This window comes from Enterobacter cloacae complex sp. HYC080_NIDB (assembly GCF_056673325.1).
Genome location: NZ_CP114212.1, coordinates 397801 through 417402, shown reverse-complemented (window position 1 = coordinate 417402; position 19602 = coordinate 397801). Strand labels below are relative to the sequence as shown.

Annotated in this window: 18 protein-coding genes and 2 pseudogenes; 8 read left to right on the top strand and 12 right to left on the bottom strand. The window is 56.7% G+C overall.

Annotation, left to right across the window (positions count from 1 at the left end):
- Window positions 1-91 precede the first annotated feature (91 nt).
- From mdcE to mdcA, 5 genes are read right to left on the bottom strand one after another with little or no spacing between them, the layout of a single operon-like run.
- Window positions 92-892 carry a biotin-independent malonate decarboxylase subunit gamma gene (mdcE, locus tag O1723_RS01865; RefSeq protein ID WP_032645410.1) on the bottom strand — a complete coding sequence of 267 codons (801 nt, stop codon included), beginning with the start codon at window positions 890-892 and terminating at the stop codon, window positions 92-94.
- Complete coding sequence (locus O1723_RS01860; protein ID WP_014885503.1) at window positions 892-1725, bottom strand: biotin-independent malonate decarboxylase subunit beta; 834 nt, start codon at window positions 1723-1725, stop codon at window positions 892-894. Before O1723_RS01860 ends, mdcE begins: the two co-directional genes overlap by 1 nt.
- Window positions 1718-2017: a malonate decarboxylase acyl carrier protein gene (mdcC, locus tag O1723_RS01855; RefSeq protein ID WP_014885504.1), complete on the bottom strand. Its 300-nt coding sequence runs from the start codon at window positions 2015-2017 to the stop codon at window positions 1718-1720. Before mdcC ends, O1723_RS01860 begins: the two co-directional genes overlap by 8 nt.
- A 9-nt stretch (window positions 2018-2026) precedes the next feature.
- The gene (locus O1723_RS01850; RefSeq protein ID WP_023337899.1) at window positions 2027-2884 is read right to left on the bottom strand and encodes a triphosphoribosyl-dephospho-CoA synthase; all 858 of its coding nucleotides are present in this window, start codon (window positions 2882-2884) and stop codon (window positions 2027-2029) included.
- Complete coding sequence (gene mdcA, locus O1723_RS01845; protein ID WP_014885506.1) at window positions 2884-4539, bottom strand: malonate decarboxylase subunit alpha; 1656 nt, start codon at window positions 4537-4539, stop codon at window positions 2884-2886. Before mdcA ends, O1723_RS01850 begins: the two co-directional genes overlap by 1 nt.
- Window positions 4540-4767: 228 nt before the next feature.
- Between mdcA and O1723_RS01840 the strand changes: the two genes are divergently transcribed.
- From O1723_RS01840 to O1723_RS01830, 3 genes are read left to right on the top strand one after another with little or no spacing between them, the layout of a single operon-like run.
- A complete protein-coding gene (locus tag O1723_RS01840; RefSeq protein ID WP_023331471.1) occupies window positions 4768-5790 on the top strand; it encodes a hydrolase in 1023 nt (340 codons plus the stop codon).
- The gene (locus O1723_RS01835) at window positions 5787-6005 is read left to right on the top strand and encodes a YheU family protein (protein WP_003861664.1); all 219 of its coding nucleotides are present in this window, start codon (window positions 5787-5789) and stop codon (window positions 6003-6005) included. Before O1723_RS01840 ends, O1723_RS01835 begins: the two co-directional genes overlap by 4 nt.
- 30 nt (window positions 6006-6035) lie before the next feature.
- Window positions 6036-6905, top strand: coding sequence for a phosphoribulokinase (locus O1723_RS01830; protein ID WP_014885508.1), 870 nt, complete (start codon window positions 6036-6038; stop codon window positions 6903-6905).
- 86 nt (window positions 6906-6991) lie between these two features.
- On the opposite strand, the gene O1723_RS01825 is transcribed toward O1723_RS01830, so the two are convergent.
- Complete coding sequence (locus O1723_RS01825) at window positions 6992-7396, bottom strand: OsmC family protein (RefSeq protein WP_014885509.1); 405 nt, start codon at window positions 7394-7396, stop codon at window positions 6992-6994.
- Between the two features lie 311 nt (window positions 7397-7707).
- Between O1723_RS01825 and crp the strand changes: the two genes are divergently transcribed.
- On the top strand, window positions 7708-8340 hold the full coding sequence (gene crp, locus O1723_RS01820) for a cAMP-activated global transcriptional regulator CRP (protein WP_000242758.1): 633 nt from the start codon (window positions 7708-7710) through the stop codon (window positions 8338-8340).
- Window positions 8341-8397: 57 nt separating this feature from the next.
- Window positions 8398-10485, top strand: coding sequence for a YccS/YhfK family putative transporter (locus tag O1723_RS01815; protein ID WP_023337901.1), 2088 nt, complete (start codon window positions 8398-8400; stop codon window positions 10483-10485).
- On the opposite strand, the gene argD is transcribed toward O1723_RS01815, so the two are convergent.
- The 5 genes and pseudogenes from argD to ppiA all read right to left on the bottom strand — a co-directional run bounded on the left by argD (window position 10482) and on the right by ppiA (window position 13644).
- Complete coding sequence (gene argD, locus O1723_RS01810; RefSeq protein ID WP_023337902.1) at window positions 10482-11702, bottom strand: bifunctional acetylornithine/succinyldiaminopimelate transaminase; 1221 nt, start codon at window positions 11700-11702, stop codon at window positions 10482-10484. The two genes, O1723_RS01815 and argD, sit on opposite strands and share 4 nt — an antisense overlap.
- A gap of 86 nt (window positions 11703-11788) precedes the next feature.
- Window positions 11789-12352: an aminodeoxychorismate synthase component 2 gene (gene pabA / locus O1723_RS01805; RefSeq protein ID WP_023337903.1), complete on the bottom strand. Its 564-nt coding sequence runs from the start codon at window positions 12350-12352 to the stop codon at window positions 11789-11791.
- Window positions 12353-12382: 30 nt separating this feature from the next.
- Window positions 12383-12850 (bottom strand): annotated as a pseudogene (locus tag O1723_RS01800) (putative adenosine monophosphate-protein transferase Fic); the annotation flags it as partial.
- 32 nt (window positions 12851-12882) lie between these two features.
- Window positions 12883-12966, bottom strand: a pseudogene (locus tag O1723_RS01795) (YhfG family protein); the annotation flags it as partial.
- A gap of 105 nt (window positions 12967-13071) precedes the next feature.
- Window positions 13072-13644 carry a peptidylprolyl isomerase A gene (gene ppiA / locus O1723_RS01790; RefSeq protein WP_014885514.1) on the bottom strand — a complete coding sequence of 191 codons (573 nt, stop codon included), beginning with the start codon at window positions 13642-13644 and terminating at the stop codon, window positions 13072-13074.
- 277 nt (window positions 13645-13921) lie between these two features.
- On the opposite strand from ppiA, the gene tsgA reads away from it, so the two are divergent.
- Window positions 13922-15103, top strand: a complete 1182-nt coding sequence (gene tsgA, locus O1723_RS01785; protein ID WP_032645322.1) for an MFS transporter TsgA — start codon at window positions 13922-13924, stop codon at window positions 15101-15103.
- An 18-nt stretch (window positions 15104-15121) separates the two neighbouring features.
- On the opposite strand, the gene O1723_RS01780 is transcribed toward tsgA, so the two are convergent.
- Window positions 15122-16423 (bottom strand): cytosine deaminase, encoded by a 1302-nt coding sequence (locus tag O1723_RS01780; RefSeq protein WP_023331477.1) that lies wholly within the window; start codon window positions 16421-16423, stop codon window positions 15122-15124.
- A gap of 239 nt (window positions 16424-16662) precedes the next feature.
- On the opposite strand from O1723_RS01780, the gene nirB reads away from it, so the two are divergent.
- The gene (gene nirB / locus O1723_RS01775; RefSeq protein WP_023331478.1) at window positions 16663-19206 is read left to right on the top strand and encodes a nitrite reductase large subunit NirB; all 2544 of its coding nucleotides are present in this window, start codon (window positions 16663-16665) and stop codon (window positions 19204-19206) included.
- Entirely contained in the window at window positions 19203-19529 is a 327-nt protein-coding gene (nirD, locus tag O1723_RS01770; protein ID WP_014885518.1) for a nitrite reductase small subunit NirD, read from the top strand. Before nirB ends, nirD begins: the two co-directional genes overlap by 4 nt.
- Window positions 19530-19602 lie beyond the last annotated feature (73 nt).

Genomic DNA, 19602 nt, shown 5'->3' with positions numbered 1-19602 from the left:
GCGCGATGATTATTATTTTCAGGATGCAGGTTCCCGCGCGGACGTAACGGTTACGTCCGCGGGGTCGTGCATCTGGCAGGTCTCTTTTTACTTACCAGCTTGCCCGCATGCGTTCGCGTACGAGGGCAGAGCTGCGGCGGTTGTCAGCACCCAGACGATTGTTCAACGTGGTGTCCTGACGAGCGTCACTGATGGCCTGTTGCAGGGTGGTTTTCACCTGCGCCAGATCGTTATCGGAGGGGGCATCCGGGTTGCTGATGTCCAGCAGGTTTGAAAGCAGCCCCAGGGTGGCGTAGTTGCTGATGTCATAGGCCATCGGCGGAATGGTGGCCGCCAGTTTTTCCAGCGCGTCGACGGTTCGCAACGTAATGCGCGCCGCAGACTCTTTACCCATCGCGTGGATCAGCACCCCTTTATCGTTGAAAGCAATCAGGCGGTTAGCCTGGTAGCCATGCGCCAGAAATGCGCCGGACATCGCTTTACCGACGATAAGCCCAATCACCGGATGACCGGCCAGGCGCGCGTTGGCATACGCGGCGGCTGCCCCCGCCAGCGCCTGGTGGATACCAAACGCCTCTTCGCGACGGCCATAGGCCTGGCTTGGGACGTCAATCACCGCCACAATCGGACGCTTCACGGACTTACTGGCATCCTCGGCCACGGTTTCGCTCACCACTTTCGCCAGCGTCCAGCCCTCCAGCAGACCGACTTCCCCTTTCGCCGCGCGCGGGAAATGGTTGTGGGCATCCGGTACCACGGCAACAAAACGCACCGCTTCACCGTTCAGTTCGCCGTCTGCCGCCTGCACGGACGGGCAAAGCCCTTCCACACGTTTTACATTCGGCGCGAGCAGAGTCATCCAGAGTTCGCCACGGCTTATTGCGTTAGTCATCATTTCACCTCCCGGGCAAAAAGCGCGTTAATTTGTTCGGCATCGGCCTGTTTGCGGGTGTCGAAATTCGTCAGACGGTTCAGGTAATCGTCGTAGTTATCGGTGCGGTGTTTCGCGGGTACGCCCCTGGCAATCGCGTCGTTCATCGCCGCTTTCACCGCGTTGATACCGTCACCGACCAGCGCGTCAACCAGCCCGCTTTGATAGCGCACTTCGCCACCGGTCATGCTCCAGATAAACGGACGGTCACGGGAGTCGTACTCTTCAATCCCCGCTTCCTGCTCGATGACCTGCGGACCGTTCAGTCCGAGACGCGCTTCGCGGGTCACAATCAGGTAGCTGCACAGCGCCGCCGCGATGGACATCCCACCGAAGCAGCCCACGGTCCCTGCGACAATCCCGATAACGGGCGTGTAACGACGCAGGTCAACAATCGCCGCGTGGATATCGGCAATGGCGGCCAGACCCAGGTTCGCCTCCTGCAGACGAACGCCGCCGGTTTCGAGGCACAGCACAGCCTGAGTCGGAATGCCGTTGCGGTTATCTTCTGCCGCCAGCTCCAGCGCCGCCGCCATTTTGGCACCGGACACTTCACCCATGCTGCCGCCCTGGAACGCACCTTCAATGGCGACCACAACGGCTGGCTGACCGTTGATCGTGCCTTTCGCCACCACCATGCCGTCGTCCGCCTGCGGAACAATGCCCTGTGGCCCAAGCCACGGAGAGATAATGCCTTCAAACGGATCCAGCAGTTCGCGATAGCTACCCTCATCGAGCAGGGCCTGCGCACGCTGGCGTGCTTTCAATTCGATAAAGCTGCTGTCATCACGCATGGCTCACCCCCTCAAAAACCTGTTCGATACGAATGCGAGCCACGCCCGGCGTCGCGCCGAAATCATGAATGGTCAGTTTTCCTGCTGGCAGGCTACTGACCGTTTGCAGGCGGTTGAACAGTGCCTCCCAGCGACCCCGGCTGTTGTCGACGGAGGTGGTGATATCAATGGTTAACGTCTGGCCCGGTTCGGCGGTGAAGAGCACCTCCATATCCCCGGAACCGACTACCCCTGCCAGGGCCCTGCCGCTTAACGCGCGGCTGGCTGGCACGGTCAATGTGATTTTTTCCATAACATCCTCTTAATGCTTTGAATAAGGCGTTTCGACGCGATCGAGAAACAGCGTGGCAGCAAGCAGGTCAGCAGCGCCGCCTGGGGAGGCGTTTAGCGCCAGCATCTGACGGTCTAAGTTAGCCAGCGCCTGCTGGCCTGCAGCCGTTGCACAACCTCCGGCGTTCAGTACCGCACGGGCACCGTCCTGCATGGCGTCCAGCCCCTCCAGCCCGGCGCGCGACAGCACGCAGGTGTCGGTAAGCGACGTCATGATCGCCATCAGCGCGTCAAGCCTGGCGTGCGTTTCACTGCTGCCGTTGAGACGGCTCAGGCGAAGCTGCGGCAACGCGCGCTGCATAATGTGCGGGAACGCCTGCTGAGCCTCTTCGCGTGCACCCGGTACGCGGTAGCGGTGCGTGGCGCGAAGGCCTTTGCTGAACACTTTCGGCGCCGCCTCGTCAGGGAGTTTCGCCAGCTGCGCGGCAGTGCGGGCGACGTCGTGCGCCCTGGCTTCCCCGCCCAGCATCGCCACCGCGCTGACCAGCAACCCCAGCGCCCAAATCGCGCCGCGATGGGTGTTTACGCCACACGTTGCAGCCATCATCTGCTGCTCGCCTTCGCGACCAAGACGGCCAACGGTTTGCCGAAGCGCAATATCTGCCGGACGCAGCCAGCTTTGCTGCGCCAGCGCCTGAAACGTCGGGGTCAGGCTGCGCGCGGAGCGCTCCATCAGCGCAAGGGATAAATCGTGGTGCGCACCGTTCCCCCGACTGTCCACCAGACCGGGTTTCGGGCTTAATCGTGCTTCGTCAATCAGACACTGCGTGGCGGTTCGCGCCAGCCATTCGGCACCGCCTTCAACCTGAATCTGGGGCAGAAGTTTCATTACCAGCTCCGGAATTTCGCAGGTGGGTTGTACAGACCGCCGGACCATTCAACGAGGTCTGACACGCTGCCCGCCGCCAGCAGAGAGCGGGTGGCGTCGGTGCGGCGAATACCCATATCTTCCGGATAAACAACCTTGCCGCTCTGGCGCAGTTCCGCCACGCGTTTAGCATCCACGCCCAGGCCGATATCGGTAATCCCCGCCACAGCGGCGACCATGGCACGACGCTCCTCAAGATCTTTGGCGCGATAGAGGTAAGCAATCCCCTCTTCCGTCAGCACGTGCGTCACGTCGTCGCCGTATATCATGACCGGCGCCAGAGGCATCCCGGACGCTTTTGCCACGTCAACAGCATCAAGCTTTTCCACAAAGGTCGGCTTTACGCCCGCCTGGAAGGTTTCCACCATCTGCACGACCAGTTTTTTACCGCGCTGCATCGGGTCAGGTTCGGTGATCATGTTCAGCCAGGCCGGTGTAGCGTGGCGACGACCATGTGGGTCGTGCCCCATGTTTGGCGCACCGCCGAAGCCGGAAAGACGACCGCGTGTCACCGTTGAGGAGTTGGCGTAACCATCAACCTGCAGAGTTGAGCCGATAAACATATCGACCGCATACTGACCGGCCAGCTGACAGAACGCACGGTTGGAACGCATGGAGCCGTCGGCACCGGTAAAGAAGATGTCCGGACGGGCGCGGATGTACTCTTCCATCCCCAGCTCGCCGCCGAAGCAGTGCACGCTTTCCACCCAGCCGCTTTCAATTGCCGGGATCAGCGTTGGGTGCGGGTTCAGGGTCCAGTGCTTACAGATTTTGCCCTTCAGGCCGAGCTGTTCGCCGTAGGTCGGCAGCAGCAGTTCAATCGCTGCGGTGTTAAAACCGATCCCGTGGTTGAGGGACTGCACCTGATGTTCCGCGTAGATGCCCTTAATCGCCATCATCGCCATCAGGATGTGTTCCTGTTTGATCAGTCGCGGATCACGGGTAAACAGCGGTTCGATAAAGAATGGCTTGTCGGCAACGACAACATAGTCAATCCAGGAGCCCGGAATATCGACGCGCGGCAGGTCGCATTCGTCGTCCACCAGTTCATTCACCTGCGCAATCACAATCCCGTCGTGGAAGGCCGCGGCTTCCACCAGTGCCGGAGTATCTTCGGTGCTCGCCCCGGTGTAGAGGTTGCCTTTGCGGTCTGCTTTAAACCCCGCAATCAACGCCACGTTGGGCGAGAGGTCGACGTAGAGGCGTGAATAGAGCTCGATATAGGTATGGATAGCGCCGATTTCGAGCTGACCATCTTCCAGCAGCTGGGAGATTCGCAGGCTCTGCGTCCCGGAGAAGGAGAAGTCCAGCTTGCGGGCGATGCCTTTCTCAAAGATATCCAGATGCTCGCTACGGCCGACGCTCGGCATGATCATATGCAGATCGTGGACAATTTGCGGGTTCACTTCAGCCAGCGAGCGTGAAAGGAAATCGGCCTGCTTCTGGTTGTTACCTTCCAGAACGACCTTATCGCCAGGGGCGATCAGTTTTTCCAGCATGGCGACAAGATCGCCGGTTGGCAGTACCTTGCCCTGCACCGGTACGGACGCCAGACGACGCGCTTTTTCGCTGCGTCGCGTGTTCCATTGCCGGGTGGGTGTTTGCCCAGATAACATTATTAACCTCCTGATTCAGCTAATCATTTTGATTTGCTTAACGTTGAGTAAAGTGTGCGCTCTGGTGGGAAAGGCATCAATTAAGCGTAGAGCGGAATCATTAGCCTGAGAGTAATAATCACGGTAAAGATTTGTGATCGGGATCAGTTCATGTTTCGGAAAACCAGGCTAAACGGGGTACAATTCGGAAAGTATCGTTAATTTCCGACAAGAATCAGCATCGCGCTTATGACCCAAATCATTCCAACAGACTTCGACATTGCAGCCGAAGACAGCACCGAGTTCGTGCCCATGCGCGGTGTGTCCAACTGCCATTTGCAGACCATGCTGCCACGGCTGATCCGCCGTAAGGTTCAGTTCACGCCGCACTGGCAGCGGCTTGACCTGCCAGACGGTGATTTTCTGGATCTCGCCTGGAGCGAAGACCCCGAGCAGGCACGTCATAAGCCGCGTCTGGTGGTTTTTCATGGTCTGGAAGGGAGTCTGCACAGCCCTTATGCGCATGGATTGATTGAGGCAGCAAAAGCGCGCGGCTGGCTCGGGGTGGTGATGCATTTTCGTGGCTGCAGCGGCGAGCCAAATCGACAGAAACGCATCTATCACTCGGGTGAAACCGAAGACGGAACCTGGTTTTTACACTGGCTGCGGGAAAACTATGGCACCGTGCCAACGGCGGCCGTGGGGTATTCGCTGGGCGGAAATATGCTCGCCTGCCTGCTGGCCAAAGAGGGCGACAGCGTACCGCTCAATGCCGCAGTGATTGTCTCCGCGCCGTTTATGCTGGAGCAGTGCAGCTACCATATGGATAAAGGGTTTTCCCGCGTCTATCAGCGCTATCTGCTCAACCTGCTGAAAGCCAACGCCGCACGTAAGCTGAAGGCTTACCCGGATACCCTGCCGGTCAGCCTGCGCCAGTTGAAAAAGGTGCGCCGCATTCGTGAATTCGACGATCTGATCACCGCAAAAATTCACGGCTTCGCCGATGCGATCGACTATTACCGTCAGTGCAGCGCCATGCCGTTGCTCAGCAAAATCACCCAGCCGACGCTGATTATTCACGCCAAAGATGACCCGTTTATGGATCATCACTCTATTCCCGCGCAGGAATTCCTTCCCGACAATGTTCACTATCAGTTGACTGAACATGGCGGCCACGTTGGATTTATTGGCGGGACGCTGCGCCGCCCGAAAATGTGGCTGGAGGCGCGTATTCCTGACTGGCTTACTCCTTATCTGGACGGTGCAAAATGATCATCCCCTGGCAGGATCTGTCTCCCGAAACGCTCGATAATCTGATTGAAAGCTTTGTATTACGTGAAGGCACCGATTATGGTGAACATGAACGCTCACTCGAGCAGAAGGTCAACGATGTAAAACGCCAGCTGAAAAGCGGCGACGTGGTGCTGGTGTGGTCAGAACTGCATGAGACGGTCAATATCATGCCCCGCAACGCGTTTCACGGCTGACCTTCCAACCTTTTCAGTCAGGGAGTTGCTATGTCTGCCAGACATCCCATTATTGCCGTTACGGGGTCGAGTGGTGCGGGAACGACCACCACCAGCCTCGCGTTTCGTAAGATTTTCGCCCAACTGAATCTCCGGGCGGCGGAGGTCGAAGGCGACAGTTTTCACCGCTATACGCGACCTGAAATGGACATGGCGATCCGTAAGGCGCGCGATCTGGGTAAACACATCAGCTATTTCGGTCCCGAAGCCAATGACTTTGGCCTCCTTGAGCAAACCTTCCTGGAGTACGGTCAGAGCGGCAAAGGGCAATCGCGTAAGTATCTGCATACCTATGATGAAGCTGTGCCGTGGAATCAGGTGCCGGGCACCTTTACCCCCTGGCAGCCGCTGCCGGAACCCACCGATGTGCTGTTTTATGAGGGATTACACGGCGGCGTAGTCACCCCACAGCATGACGTGGCGCGTCATGTGGATCTGCTGGTTGGCGTGGTGCCTATCGTGAACCTGGAGTGGATCCAGAAGCTGACGCGCGACATGAGCGAGCGCGGCCATTCGCGCGAAGCGGTGATGGATTCGGTGGTGCGCTCCATGGAAGACTACATCAACTACCTCACGCCACAGTTCTCCCGCACGCACATTAACTTCCAGCGCGTGCCGACGGTGGACACCTCTAACCCGTTCGCGGCGAAAACCATCCCGTCGCTGGACGAGAGCTTTGTGGTGATCCACTTCCGCAATCTCGAAGGCATTGATTATCCCTGGCTGCTGGCGATGCTGCAGGGCTCGTTTATTTCGCACATGAATACGTTAGTGGTACCAGGCGGAAAAATGGGGCTGGCGATGGAGCTCATCATGACGCCGCTGGTGGAGCGGTTGATGGAAGGGAAGCAGATTGCGTGAGTTGTTCTGCCCGGTGGCGCTGCGCTTACCGGGCCTACGTTCATGCTTTTGTAGGGCGGGTCAGCGAAGCGCCACCCGCCAAAAGATTAAGCCTCGATCACTTCATACGAATGCGTGATTTTTACCGCTTTCTCCAGCATTAACGCCACAGAGCAGTATTTTTCCGCAGACAGATCCACCGCACGCGAAACCGCCGCGTCTTTAAGCGCTTTACCGGTGACCACAAAGTGCAGATTAATGTGGGTGAACAGGCGTGGCGCCTCTTCGCGACGTTCTGAGGTGAGTTTAACCTCGCAATCCGTCACGTCATGACGACCTTTTTGCAGAATCGACACCACGTCAATCGCGCTGCATCCACCCGCCGCCATCAGCACCATTTCCATTGGGCTGGGGGCTTTATCGCCGGAGTTACCGTCCATCAAAATCTGGTGCCCTGACGCGGATTCGCCCAGGAACGTTAAACCTTCAACCCATTTCACGCGCGCTTGCATATTCTTTAACTCCAACGTTGCATTTTCGGTGACAGATTACGCGTGCGTTACATTTCTCGCAACGGAAGGCGACCTGCATCATGCTGAAGCGAGACACCAGGAGACACGCGGCGAAAGCTATGCTAAAACACTCAGGATGCTACAGTAATACATTGACGTTACACATGTATGCAGAGGACATCAAACTTTACTGGCTGCGAAACGTTACGACAGCCGACTTCCCAGGGTATGGGTAAGAATTCGATTGCAACCCCAGAGTCCGGATGCATCTGATGACTCTGGTGACAGCTTATAACAGAGGATAACAGCGCATGGTGCTTGGCAAACCGCAAACAGACCCGACTCTCGAATGGTTCTTGTCTCATTGCCACATTCATAAGTACCCATCGAAGAGCACGCTGATTCACCAGGGTGAAAAAGCGGAAACGTTGTATTACATCGTCAAAGGCTCGGTGGCAGTGCTGATCAAAGATGAGGAAGGGAAAGAGATGATCCTTTCTTATCTGAACCAGGGCGATTTTATCGGTGAACTGGGCCTGTTTGAAGAAGGCCAGGAACGTAGCGCCTGGGTTCGTGCAAAGACAGCATGTGAAGTGGCTGAAATTTCTTACAAGAAATTCCGTCAGTTGATTCAGGTAAACCCTGACATCCTGATGCGTCTTTCTTCCCAGATGGCGCGTCGTCTGCAGGTCACATCCGAGAAAGTGGGTAACCTCGCCTTCCTGGACGTCACCGGTCGTATCGCGCAGACCCTGCTGAACCTGGCGAAACAGCCAGACGCCATGACCCACCCGGACGGCATGCAAATTAAAATTACCCGTCAGGAAATTGGTCAGATCGTCGGTTGCTCCCGCGAAACGGTGGGTCGTATCCTGAAAATGCTGGAAGATCAGAACCTGATCTCTGCCCACGGTAAAACCATCGTGGTCTACGGAACGCGTTAATTCCGCTCAAACGGCGTGCCATCGCAAGGTGTCACGCCGTTTTTGTCTCTATTCCCCATGTGGCGCAGGCTGATCTATCACCCGGAAGTTAATTACGCACTGCGACAAACGCTGGTGTTGTGCCTTCCTGTGGCCGTGGGCCTGATTCTGGGACATCTCCAGCAGGGTCTGCTGTTTTCTCTCGTTCCCGCCTGCTGCAACATCGCAGGTCTGGACACGCCGCATAAACGCTTTTTCAAACGCCTGATCGTTGGCGGTTCGCTGTTTGCTGGCTGTAGCCTCGCCGTGCAGCTTTTACTGGCGCGCGATATTCCGCTGCCGCTGATCCTGACCGTACTGGCGATGAGCCTCGGTGTTACAGCAGAAATCAGTTCCCTGCACGCCCGCCTGCTTCCCGCTTCACTGATTGCCGCCATCTTCACCCTGAGCCTCGCCGGGAATATGCCGGTGTGGGAGCCGCTGCTGATCTACGCCCTCGGCACGCTGTGGTACGGGCTGTTTAACTGGTTCTGGTTCTGGCTGTGGCGGGAACAGCCGCTGCGTGAATCTCTGAGCCTGTTGTATGTGCAGCTTGCAGATTACTGCGAAGCCAAATACACCTTGCTGACCCAGCATACCGACCCGGAAAAATCCTTACCGCCGCTGCTGACGCGCCAGCAAAAGGTGGTGGATCTGATAAGCCAATGCTATCAGCAGTTGCATATGCTCGCCGCCAACAAGAATCACGAATATAAACGCCTGCTGCGTACTTTCCAGGTGGGGCTGGATCTGCAGGAGCATATCTCCGTGAGCCTTCATCACCCACAAGAGGTGCAAAAGCTGGTCGAGCGCAGCCACGCCGAGGCGGTGATCCGCTGGAATGCGCAGACCGTCTCCACGCGCCTGCGGGTGCTGGCGGACGACATTCTCTATCACCGCTACCCCACGCGCTTTAACATGGATAAACAGCTCGGCGCGCTGGAGAAAATTGCTCGTCAGCATCCGGATAACCCGGTCGGCCAGTTTGCCGCCTGGCACTTCAGCCGCATTGCCCGCGTGCTGCGCACCCAGCGCCCGCTGTATCCCCGCGACCTGATGGCGGATAAGCAAAAACGTCTGCCGCTCCTGCCAGCACTCAGAAGCTATCTCTCTCTTAAGTCTTCTGCCCTGCGCAATGCCGCGCGGATTAGCGTTATGCTCAGTATCGCCAGTCTGATGGGCATGGCGCTGCATCTGCCGAAACCGTACTGGATCTTAATGACCGTGCTGTTTGTCACCCAGAACGGCTACGGCGCCACGCGGGTACGTATTCTGCATCGGGCAGGCGGCACGATGGCGGGGCTGATTATTGCGGGCGTAACGCTACACTTCCACGTTCCCGAGGGGTATACCCTGGCAGGGATGCTGGTGATTACGCTGGTGAGTTACCTGATTATCCGCAAAAACTACGGCTGGGCGATGGTGGGCTTTACGGTGACGGCGGTATATACCCTTCAGCTGCTTACGCTAAACGGGGAACAGTTTATCGTTGCCCGCCTGATCGATACGCTGATTGGCTGCCTGATCGCCTTTGGTGGCATGGTCTGGCTGTGGCCGCAGTGGCAAAGCGGATTGCTGCGCCAGAACGCCCACGACGCGCTGGAGGCTGACCAGCAGGCCATTCGTCTGATCCTGAGCGACGACCCGCAGCCCTCCCCGCTGGCGTATCAGCGGATGAAAGTTAATCAGGCGCACAACGCCCTGTTTAACTCGCTCAACCAGGCGATGCAGGAGCCAGGCTTTAACGCGCACTATCTGGCGGACATGAAGCTCTGGGTCACGCATAGCCAGTTTATCGTCGAGCATATTAACGCCATGACCACCCTGGCGCGCGAGCACACGATGCTGACGCCGGATCTGGCGCAGCGTTATTTGCAGTCGTGTGAAATCGCCCTGCAGAGGTGTCAGCAGCGTCTGGAGTATGACGCGCCGGGTGAGTCGGGGGATTCGAACATTCTGGAAGCGCCGGAAACGCTGACCCACGGGCCGATGAGCACCCTGGAGCAGCATTTGCAGCGCGTGCTGGGCCACCTGAACACCATGCACACCATTTCGTCGGTGGCATGGCGTCAGCGTCCTCATCATGGCATTTGGTTAACGCGCCGGTTAAAACGAACCGAGTATTAGCCTTTAACGATCTTCGCGACCGCTACGGCAAAGCGGGTTAACCCGTCTTCAATGTCTTTCTCTTCCACCACCAGCGAAGGTGCGAAACGCATCACGTCTGGCCCCGCATTCAGCACCATTACCCCTTCGTGGGCGGCAGCATGCAGAAAATCGCGGGCGCGGCCTTTGTACTGTGGCGTGAGCTCGGCACCCATCAGCAGACCCATGCCACGGATTTCGCTGAACACATCATACTGGTCATTGATCTTTTGCAGATGTTTTACGAACAGCTCACGCTTCGCATTCACGCCGTTCAGCACTTCCGGGGTATTGATGGTATCAAATGCCGCACCCGCCACGGCGCTCGCCAGCGGGTTACCGCCATAGGTTGAGCCGTGCGAACCGACATGAAACGCAGAGGCGATCTCCTGAGTCGTCAGCACCGCACTCACCGGGAAACCACCGCCGAGCGCTTTGGCACTGGTCAAAATATCCGGCGTCACGCCGTAGTGCATATAAGCGAACAGATCGCCGGTACGTCCCATTCCGCACTGCACTTCATCAAACACCAGCAGCGCCTGATGCTCATCACACAGCGCGCGCAGCCCTTGCAGGAATTCCGGGGTGGCCGCCGTCACGCCGCCTTCGCCCTGAATTGGCTCCACGACTACCGCACAGGTGTGGTCGTCCATCACCGCTTTCACCGCATGCAGATCGTTAAACGGCACATGGATGATGTCGGCCGGTTTTGGGCCAAAGCCGTCGGAATACTTCGGCTGGCCGCCGACGGAGACGGTAAAGAACGAGCGCCCGTGGAAGGCGTTGTGGAAGGCGATGATTTTGGTTTTGTACGGGCTGTGACGTGTCGTCGCGTAATAACGCGCCAGCTTAAAGGCGGTTTCGTTGGCTTCGGTGCCGGAGTTCATAAACAGCACACGCTCGGCAAACGTGGCATCAATGATTTTGCGGCCCAGACGCAGCGCCGGCTCGTTGGTGAATACGTTACTGGTGTGCCACAGGGTTTCGCCCTGGGTTTTCAGCGCCTCCACCAGCGCAGGATGGCAATGACCCAGCGCCGTGACCGCAATACCGCCCGCGAAATCCACATACTCTTTTCCCTGCTGATCCCAGACGCGGCTGCCTTTCCCCTTAACCGGGATAAACTCAGTCGGTGCATAAATCGGCAGAATCACTTCATCGAATGTTGCGCGGGTAATTGCTGGTTGTTCAGTTGCCATGTCATGCCCATCCATTTTATGTCACATTGATTGTGAAAATATAATCACAAAATATGCATAAAAAATCACAGCAAGGCAACAGATATTCAGCGATGGAAGAAATTAGCCAGCAGGTCATGCCCTTGCTCGCTAAGGATACTTTCCGGATGGAATTGCACGCCCTCAAGATCCCACTCGCGGTGGCGAATCCCCATGATCTCCTGCGTATCGCTCCAGGCGGTCACCTCAAAGCAGTCTGGCAGCGTCGGCGGGTCAATCATCAGCGAATGGTAGCGCGTCACGGTTAAGGGATTATTGAGCCCCGTGAATACCCCGGTACTGGTATGCGTGACCGGCGACGTTTTTCCGTGCATCACTTTCGCGGCACGCACGATGGTGGCGCCGAATACCTGGGCAATGGCCTGATGGCCCAGGCAGACGCCCAGAATGGGCAGCTTGCCAGCATAGTGCCGGATAACATCCAGAGACACGCCCGATTCCGACGGCGTGCAGGGGCCGGGTGAAATCACAATTTTCTGCGGAGCCAGCGTCGCAATATCGGTCAGAGTCACGTCATCGTTACGGCGGACAACCACCTCAGCTCCCAGCTCACAAAAATACTGGTAAAGGTTCCAGGTGAAGGAATCGTAGTTATCAATCAGCAGAATCATGGCGGCTCCCGAAAAAAATGCCGCCCTATTCTACTCAGATTCCCGCGCTTCGCTCACTACTTTGGCAAAGACAGCGTTCAGCGCAGTCAAATCGCCCGTGGCGCCGCTTCGGTTCGCCGCCACCCACTGCTCGGGATCGATACCCCGCCAGTCCAGCATATACCCGGCATGAATGGCCAACTGCTCAAAGAAGACCCGTTGGGCAATACCATTGCCGCTCATAAAAGGATGCAGCATATTGATTTCACAGTAGTAGTGACTAACTCTGTTCACAAAGGTTTCTTTCTGAAGACCCACCAGATACTTTTCGCTTTCCAGGTCCGCCATCAATTCATTGCCCATCTTCTCGATGTACTCGAAGTGGCAGAAAGGAATGTCACCTTTAAAAATATCGTCGGTACGGTATTCGCCCGCCCGCTTCAGCTCTTTGCGATACAGATGGCGGTGAATAAGGCAAAGATGGGGTAAACCGGGCGCGGAAGGCCCGAGCTCCAGCGTCTCAATATGGGTTCTGAAGGACCATGACCTTTTTCAAGGAGACAACTGGCCTGAAGATTGACGTTACGCTGCTGCTCCCAAATACGGGATTTTTGCTTGTCGGTGAGTTTTTTCACTTAACGCCTCCCTGAATAGTCCGTTTGCCACAAGTATAAGCAGCAAAACGCGCTTTCGCAGGGAGGGGGCATTACACGGGCGAGCGCCGCCCGTGTCAAAGAGGGTTACGGCAGTACTTTTGCGGAGAGGATCACGACCGGTTTGGACGGCACATTCTGGTACGGGCCGACGTCATGAGTAGGAACCTGAGAAATCTTATCCGCCACGTCCATCCCTTTCACAATTTTACCGAAGACCGCGTAACCGAAGTCGCGCTGGCCGTGGTCGAGGAAGGCGTTATCCGCCACGTTGAGGAAGAACTGGCTGGTGGCGCTGTCTTTATCCGCCGTACGCGCCATGGAAATCGTGCCGCGCTTGTTCAGCAAGCCGTTGTCCGCTTCGTTTTTGATCGGCGGGTTCGGCTGCTTCTGCTGCATCTGCTCGTTGAAACCACCGCCCTGAATCATGAAGCCAGGGATCACGCGGTGGAAAGTGGTGTTGTTATAAAAACCACTGTTCACATAGTCGAGGAAGTTTTTCACGGAAACCGGAGCTTTCTGGCTATTCAGTTCCAGCTCAATATTCCCGGCAGAGGTGGTCAGCAGAACGTGAGGGTCCCCTTTGGCTGCCAGCGCAGCAGGGGAAACGGCAGAAAGAGCAAACACAGCTGCGACAGCCGCCAGTGTTGATTTGAGCATGAGAATTCCTTAACAAAGCGCAGTATAAAAAGCGAATGGCTTGATTCTAAAGAGCAGTATGAACGGAGACCAGCCTTTTACCTAATTTTACGAAATTGAAACAGTTGTAACCACGCAAACGATTGGTTATGGCGTCTTTTTATGTGATAGAGATCACATAAAAAACTGCAATGAAGTTTAAATTTCTTTGAAAAGGTATGAATGGATCACTTTAATGTCTAAAATCTGCCCGCTCTCAGCGCCTTCCGGGCGCTTTTCTTTTTTGAACAGGCCAGACATGACTAACAGCAATCGCATCAAGCTCACATGGATCAGCTTCTTCTCCTACGCCCTGACCGGCGCGTTGGTGATCGTCACCGGGATGGTGATGGGGAATATCGCAGACTACTTCCAGCTGCCCGTCTCCAGTATGAGTAACACCTTTACCTTCCTCAACGCCGGTATCCTCATCTCTATCTTCCTGAATGCCTGGCTGATGGAAATCGTGCCGCTGAAGACGCAGTTGCGTTTTGGTTTTGTGCTGATGGTCGCCGCCGTGGCGGGTCTGATGCTGAGTCACAGCATCGCGTTGTTCTCCGCCGCCATGTTCGTGCTCGGCCTGGTCAGCGGGATCACCATGTCGATCGGTACGTTCCTGATTACCCATATGTATGAAGGCCGTCAGCGCGGCGCGCGCCTGCTGTTCACCGACTCCTTCTTCAGCATGGCCGGGATGATTTTCCCGATGGTGGCCGCCGTTCTGCTGGCACGCAGCATTGAGTGGTACTGGGTCTATGTCTGTATCGGTCTGGTTTACGTAGCAATCTTTATTCTGACCTTCGGCTGTGAATTCCCGGTTCTGGGCAAAAAAGCGCAAACCGCCGCAGAACCCGTCGCGAAAGAGAAATGGGGCATCGGCGTACTGTTCCTCTCCATCGCCGCCCTGTGCTATATCCTGGGCCAGCTGGGCTTTATCTCCTGGGTACCGGAATACGCGAAAGGCCTGGGCATGAGCCTGAACGACGCGGGTAAACTGGTAAGCGATTTCTGGATGTCTTACATGTTCGGCATGTGGGCGTTTAGCTTCATCCTGCGCTTCTTCGACCTGCAGCGCATCCTGACGGTGCTGGCGGGCCTGGCAACCGTGCTGATGTATCTGTTCATCAACGGTTCTCCGGACAATATGCCGTGGTTCATTATGACCCTGGGCTTCTTCTCCAGCGCGATTTACACCTCTATCATCACGCTGGGCTCCCTGCAGACCAAAGTAGCTTCGCCGAAGCTGGTTAACTTCGTGCTGACCTGCGGTACCATCGGCACCATGCTCACCTTTGTGGTGACGGGGCCGATCGTTGCCCACAGCGGCCCGCTGGCGGCGCTGCACACCGCTAACGGTCTGTATGCCGTGGTGTTCATCATGTGCTTCGTGCTGGGCTTCGTGACTCGCCACCGCCAGCACAACGCGGTAGCGTCTCACTAACCTTCACGCCCCTTTGCGCTACGCAGAGGGGCTGTTTCTGGCAAAGCTGACCTCTTCACCCCCGATATCCATCTGGATCCACGTCTGCGCCAGCTGCGTCGTGGCAATCACCCGCCCCTGACGAATCGACCAGCGCACCGGCACCTGACAGCGCACCGCTTCAAACCCGCTTTCCGCAGGCAAAATCACCAGATTCGCCGGATTGCCCGTGGCAATACCGTAATCGCTCAGGCCAAAGGTACGGGCGCTGTTATGGGTGATCAGATCCAGGCCGCTGTCGATTTGCGGATAGCCCATCATCTGGCAGACGTGTAACCCCATGTGCAGCACCTGGAGCATATTGCCGGTTCCCAGCGGGTACCAGGGGTCAAAAACATCGTCATGACCAAAGCAGACGTTAATGCCTGCTTCCTGGAGTTCCTTCACGCGCGTGATGCCGCGGCGCTTAGGATAGTCGTCAAAACGCCCCTGCAGGTGGATATTGACCAGCGGGTTAGCGACGAAGTTAATCCCCGACATCTTCAACAGGCGGAACAGGCGCGAGGTGTACGCACCGTTGTAGGAGTGCATGGCGGTAGTATGGCTGGCGGTCACGCGCGGACCGATGCCGGCCTCGTAGGCCAGGGTAGCCACCGTCTCGACAAACCGCGACTGTTCGTCGTCAATTTCATCGCAATGGATATCCAGCGGACGGTCATATTTCTTCGCCAGTGCAAAAGCAATATGCAGCGACTGGACGCCATACTCGCGGGTGAATTCGAAGTGCGGGATCGCCCCCACCACGTCGGCACCCAGTTTTAACGCCTCTTCCAGCAGCGCCGCGCCGTTCGGGTAAGAGAGAATACCCTCCTGGGGGAACGCGACGATTTGCAGCGTCACCCACGGGGCCACCTCCTGCTTCACCTCCAGCATGGCCTTCAGGGCGGTGAGCGTCGGGTCGGAGACATCCACATGGGTACGGACAAACTGAATGCCGTTGGCGATTTGCCACTTCAGCGTTTTCCAGGCGCGCGCTTTGACGTCGTCATGGCTGAGTAACGCTTTGCGCTCCGCCCAGCGTTCAATGCCCTCAAAGAGCGTGCCCGACTGATTCCAGTTCGGCTCGCCTGCCGTCTGGGTGGTATCAAGATGGATATGCGGCTCGATAAACGGTGGGATCGCCAGCCCACCGCGCGCGTTCAACACTTCATAACTTTCAGCGCGGGTGTCGTCCATTGGGGTGATGTCACCAAATCGCCCGTTCTCAATGGCGAGTTGCCATAGTCCTTCCCGGCCCGGTAAGCGAACATTCTGAACAAGCCAAAGCGGTGTTGTAGACATTTCTTATCCCCTGATCAACGCAACGTTGTTTAAGCATATTTTTGTTCAAAAATACGCCATTGCTTTGTACACAAAATCGACGCCCCCGAAAAGCCTGCGATTTCCATAACTTATAAAAATCCTGACAAATCAGCCGCATACCACCTAAGGAGTAGGCGAAGACGTATTTGATTTACATCAATAAGCGCCCCTGCTGAATCGTTAAGGTAGGCAGTAATAGAAAAGAAATCGAGGCAAAAATGAGCAAAGTCAGACTCGCTATCATCGGTAACGGCATGGTCGGCCATCGCTTTATTGAGGATCTTCTCGATAAAGCCGGTGCCGACCAGTTCGATATTACCGTGTTCTGTGAAGAACCCCGCAAGGCGTACGACCGTGTGCACTTGTCTTCCTACTTCTCCCATCATACCGCCGAAGAGCTCTCTTTAGTGCGTGAAGGTTTCTATGAGAAGCATGGCGTAAAAGTGCTGGTGGGCGAACGCGCCATCACCATCAACCGTCAGGAAAAAGTGATCCACTCCAGCGCCGGGCGTACGGTTTTTTACGACAAGCTGATCATGGCGACAGGCTCGTATCCGTGGATCCCGCCTATTAAAGGTTCTGAAACTCAGGATTGCTTCGTTTACCGTACGATTGAAGACCTCAACGCCATTGAATCCTGCGCACGCCGCAGCAAGCGCGGCGCCGTTGTCGGCGGCGGTCTGCTGGGCTTAGAAGCCGCGGGCGCGCTGAAAAACCTCGGCGTAGAAACCCACGTCATCGAATTTGCCCCGATGCTGATGGCCGAACAGCTCGACCACATGGGTGGCGACCAGCTTCGCCGCAAAATCGAAAGCATGGGCGTGAAAGTTCACACCAGCAAGAACACCAAAGAGATCGTGCAGGAAGGCACCGAAGCACGTAAAACCATGCGCTTTGCTGACGGCAGCGAGCTGGAAGTAGACTTTATCGTCTTCTCCACCGGTATTCGTCCACGCGACAAGCTTGCAACCCAGTGCGGTCTGGCCGTCGCGCAGCGCGGCGGGATCATGATTAACGATACCTGCCAGACCTCCGACCCGGATATCTACGCGATTGGCGAATGCGCCAGCTGGAATAACCGCGTATACGGTCTCGTGGCGCCAGGCTACAAAATGGCGCAGGTCGCCGTGGATCATATTCTCGGCAGCGAAAACGCCTTCACGGGCGCGGATATGAGCGCCAAGCTGAAGCTGCTGGGCGTGGACGTGGGCGGTATCGGCGATGCGCACGGTCGCACGCCTGGCGCTCGCAGCTACGTCTATCTCGACGAAAGCAAAGAAGTCTACAAACGTCTTATCGTCAGTAAGGACAATAAAACCCTGCTCGGCGCAGTACTGGTAGGCGATACCAGCGACTTCGGTAACCTGCTCCAGCTGGTGCTCAACGCCATCGAGCTGCCGGAAAACCCGGACGCGCTGATCCTCCCGGCGCACGCCTCCAGCGGTAAACCGTCCATCGGCGTGGATAAACTGCCGGACAGCGCGCAGATTTGCTCCTGCTTCGACGTCACCAAAGGCATGCTGATCTCTGCCATCAACAAGGGCTGCCATACCGTTGCCGCGCTGAAAGCCGAAACCAAAGCCGGTACCGGCTGTGGCGGATGTATTCCACTGGTAACTCAGGTGCTGAACGCCGAGCTGGCGAAACAGGGCATCGAAGTGAACAACAACCTGTGCGAGCACTTTGCTTACTCTCGCCAGGAGCTTTATCACCTGATCCGTGTGGAAGGCATTAAGTCCTTCGACGAACTGCTGGCGAAACACGGCCAGGGTTACGGCTGTGAAGTGTGTAAACCGACCGTCGGCTCTCTGCTGGCCTCCTGCTGGAATGAATACGTGCTCAAACCCGAGCACACGCCGCTGCAGGATACCAATGACAACTTCCTGGCGAACATTCAGAAAGATGGCACCTACTCCGTCATTCCACGTTCCGCCGGTGGCGAAATCACGCCGGAAGGGCTGGTCGCGGTGGGCCGGATCGCCCGCGAATTTAACCTGTACACCAAAATTACCGGTTCACAACGTATCGGGCTGTTTGGGGCGCAGAAAGACGACCTGCCAGAAATCTGGCGCCAGCTGATTGAAGCAGGCTTTGAAACCGGCCACGCGTATGCCAAAGCGCTGCGTATGGCGAAAACCTGCGTGGGCAGCACCTGGTGCCGCTACGGCGTGGGCGACAGCGTCGGCTTCGGCGTGGAGCTGGAAAACCGCTACAAAGGCATCCGTACCCCGCACAAAATGAAGTTCGGCGTCTCCGGCTGTACCCGTGAATGTGCCGAAGCGCAGGGTAAAGACGTGGGTATTATTGCCACCGAAAAAGGCTGGAACCTGTACGTCTGCGGTAACGGCGGGATGAAACCACGCCATGCAGACCTGCTGGCAGCGGATCTTGACCACGACACGCTGATTAAGTACCTCGACCGCTTCATGATGTTCTACATCCGTACCGCCGATAAGCTGACCCGTACAGCGTCCTGGCTGGATAACCTGGAAGGCGGCATTGATTATCTGAAAGCGGTGATCATCGACGACAAGCTGGGCCTGAACGAGCATCTGGAAGCAGAGATGGCTCGCCTGCGCGAGGCAGTGATCTGCGAGTGGACCGAAACCGTGAATACCCCTGCGGCGCAGACACGCTTCAAACACTTTATCAACAGCACCCAGCGCGACCCGAACGTGCAGGTGGTGCCAGAGCGCGAGCAGCATCGCCCGGCAACACCGTATGAACGCATTCCAGTCACGCTGGTGGAGGAAAACGCATGAGCCAGTGGGTAAACATTTGCGAGATTAACGACATTCTGCCCGCCACCGGCGTGTGTGCGCTGCTGGGTAACGAGCAGGTCGCGATTTTCCGTCCCCGTCACGATGAACAGGTTTTTGCCATCAGCAATATCGACCCGTTCTTCGAGGCCAGCGTGCTCTCCCGTGGCCTGATTGCCGAGCACCAGGGTGAACTGTGGGTCGCCAGCCCGCTGAAAAAGCAGCGTTTCCGTTTAACCGACGGACGCTGCATGGAAGATGAAAGCGTCTCCGTGAAGCACTATGACGTCCGCGTGAAGGACGGCAAGGTGCAGCTCAAAGCGTAACCCCCCGCCTTTTCAATAGGAAAGGCTTATGACCCCTTATGGGTAACGGCAGGAAAAACCGTATATTTTCGGC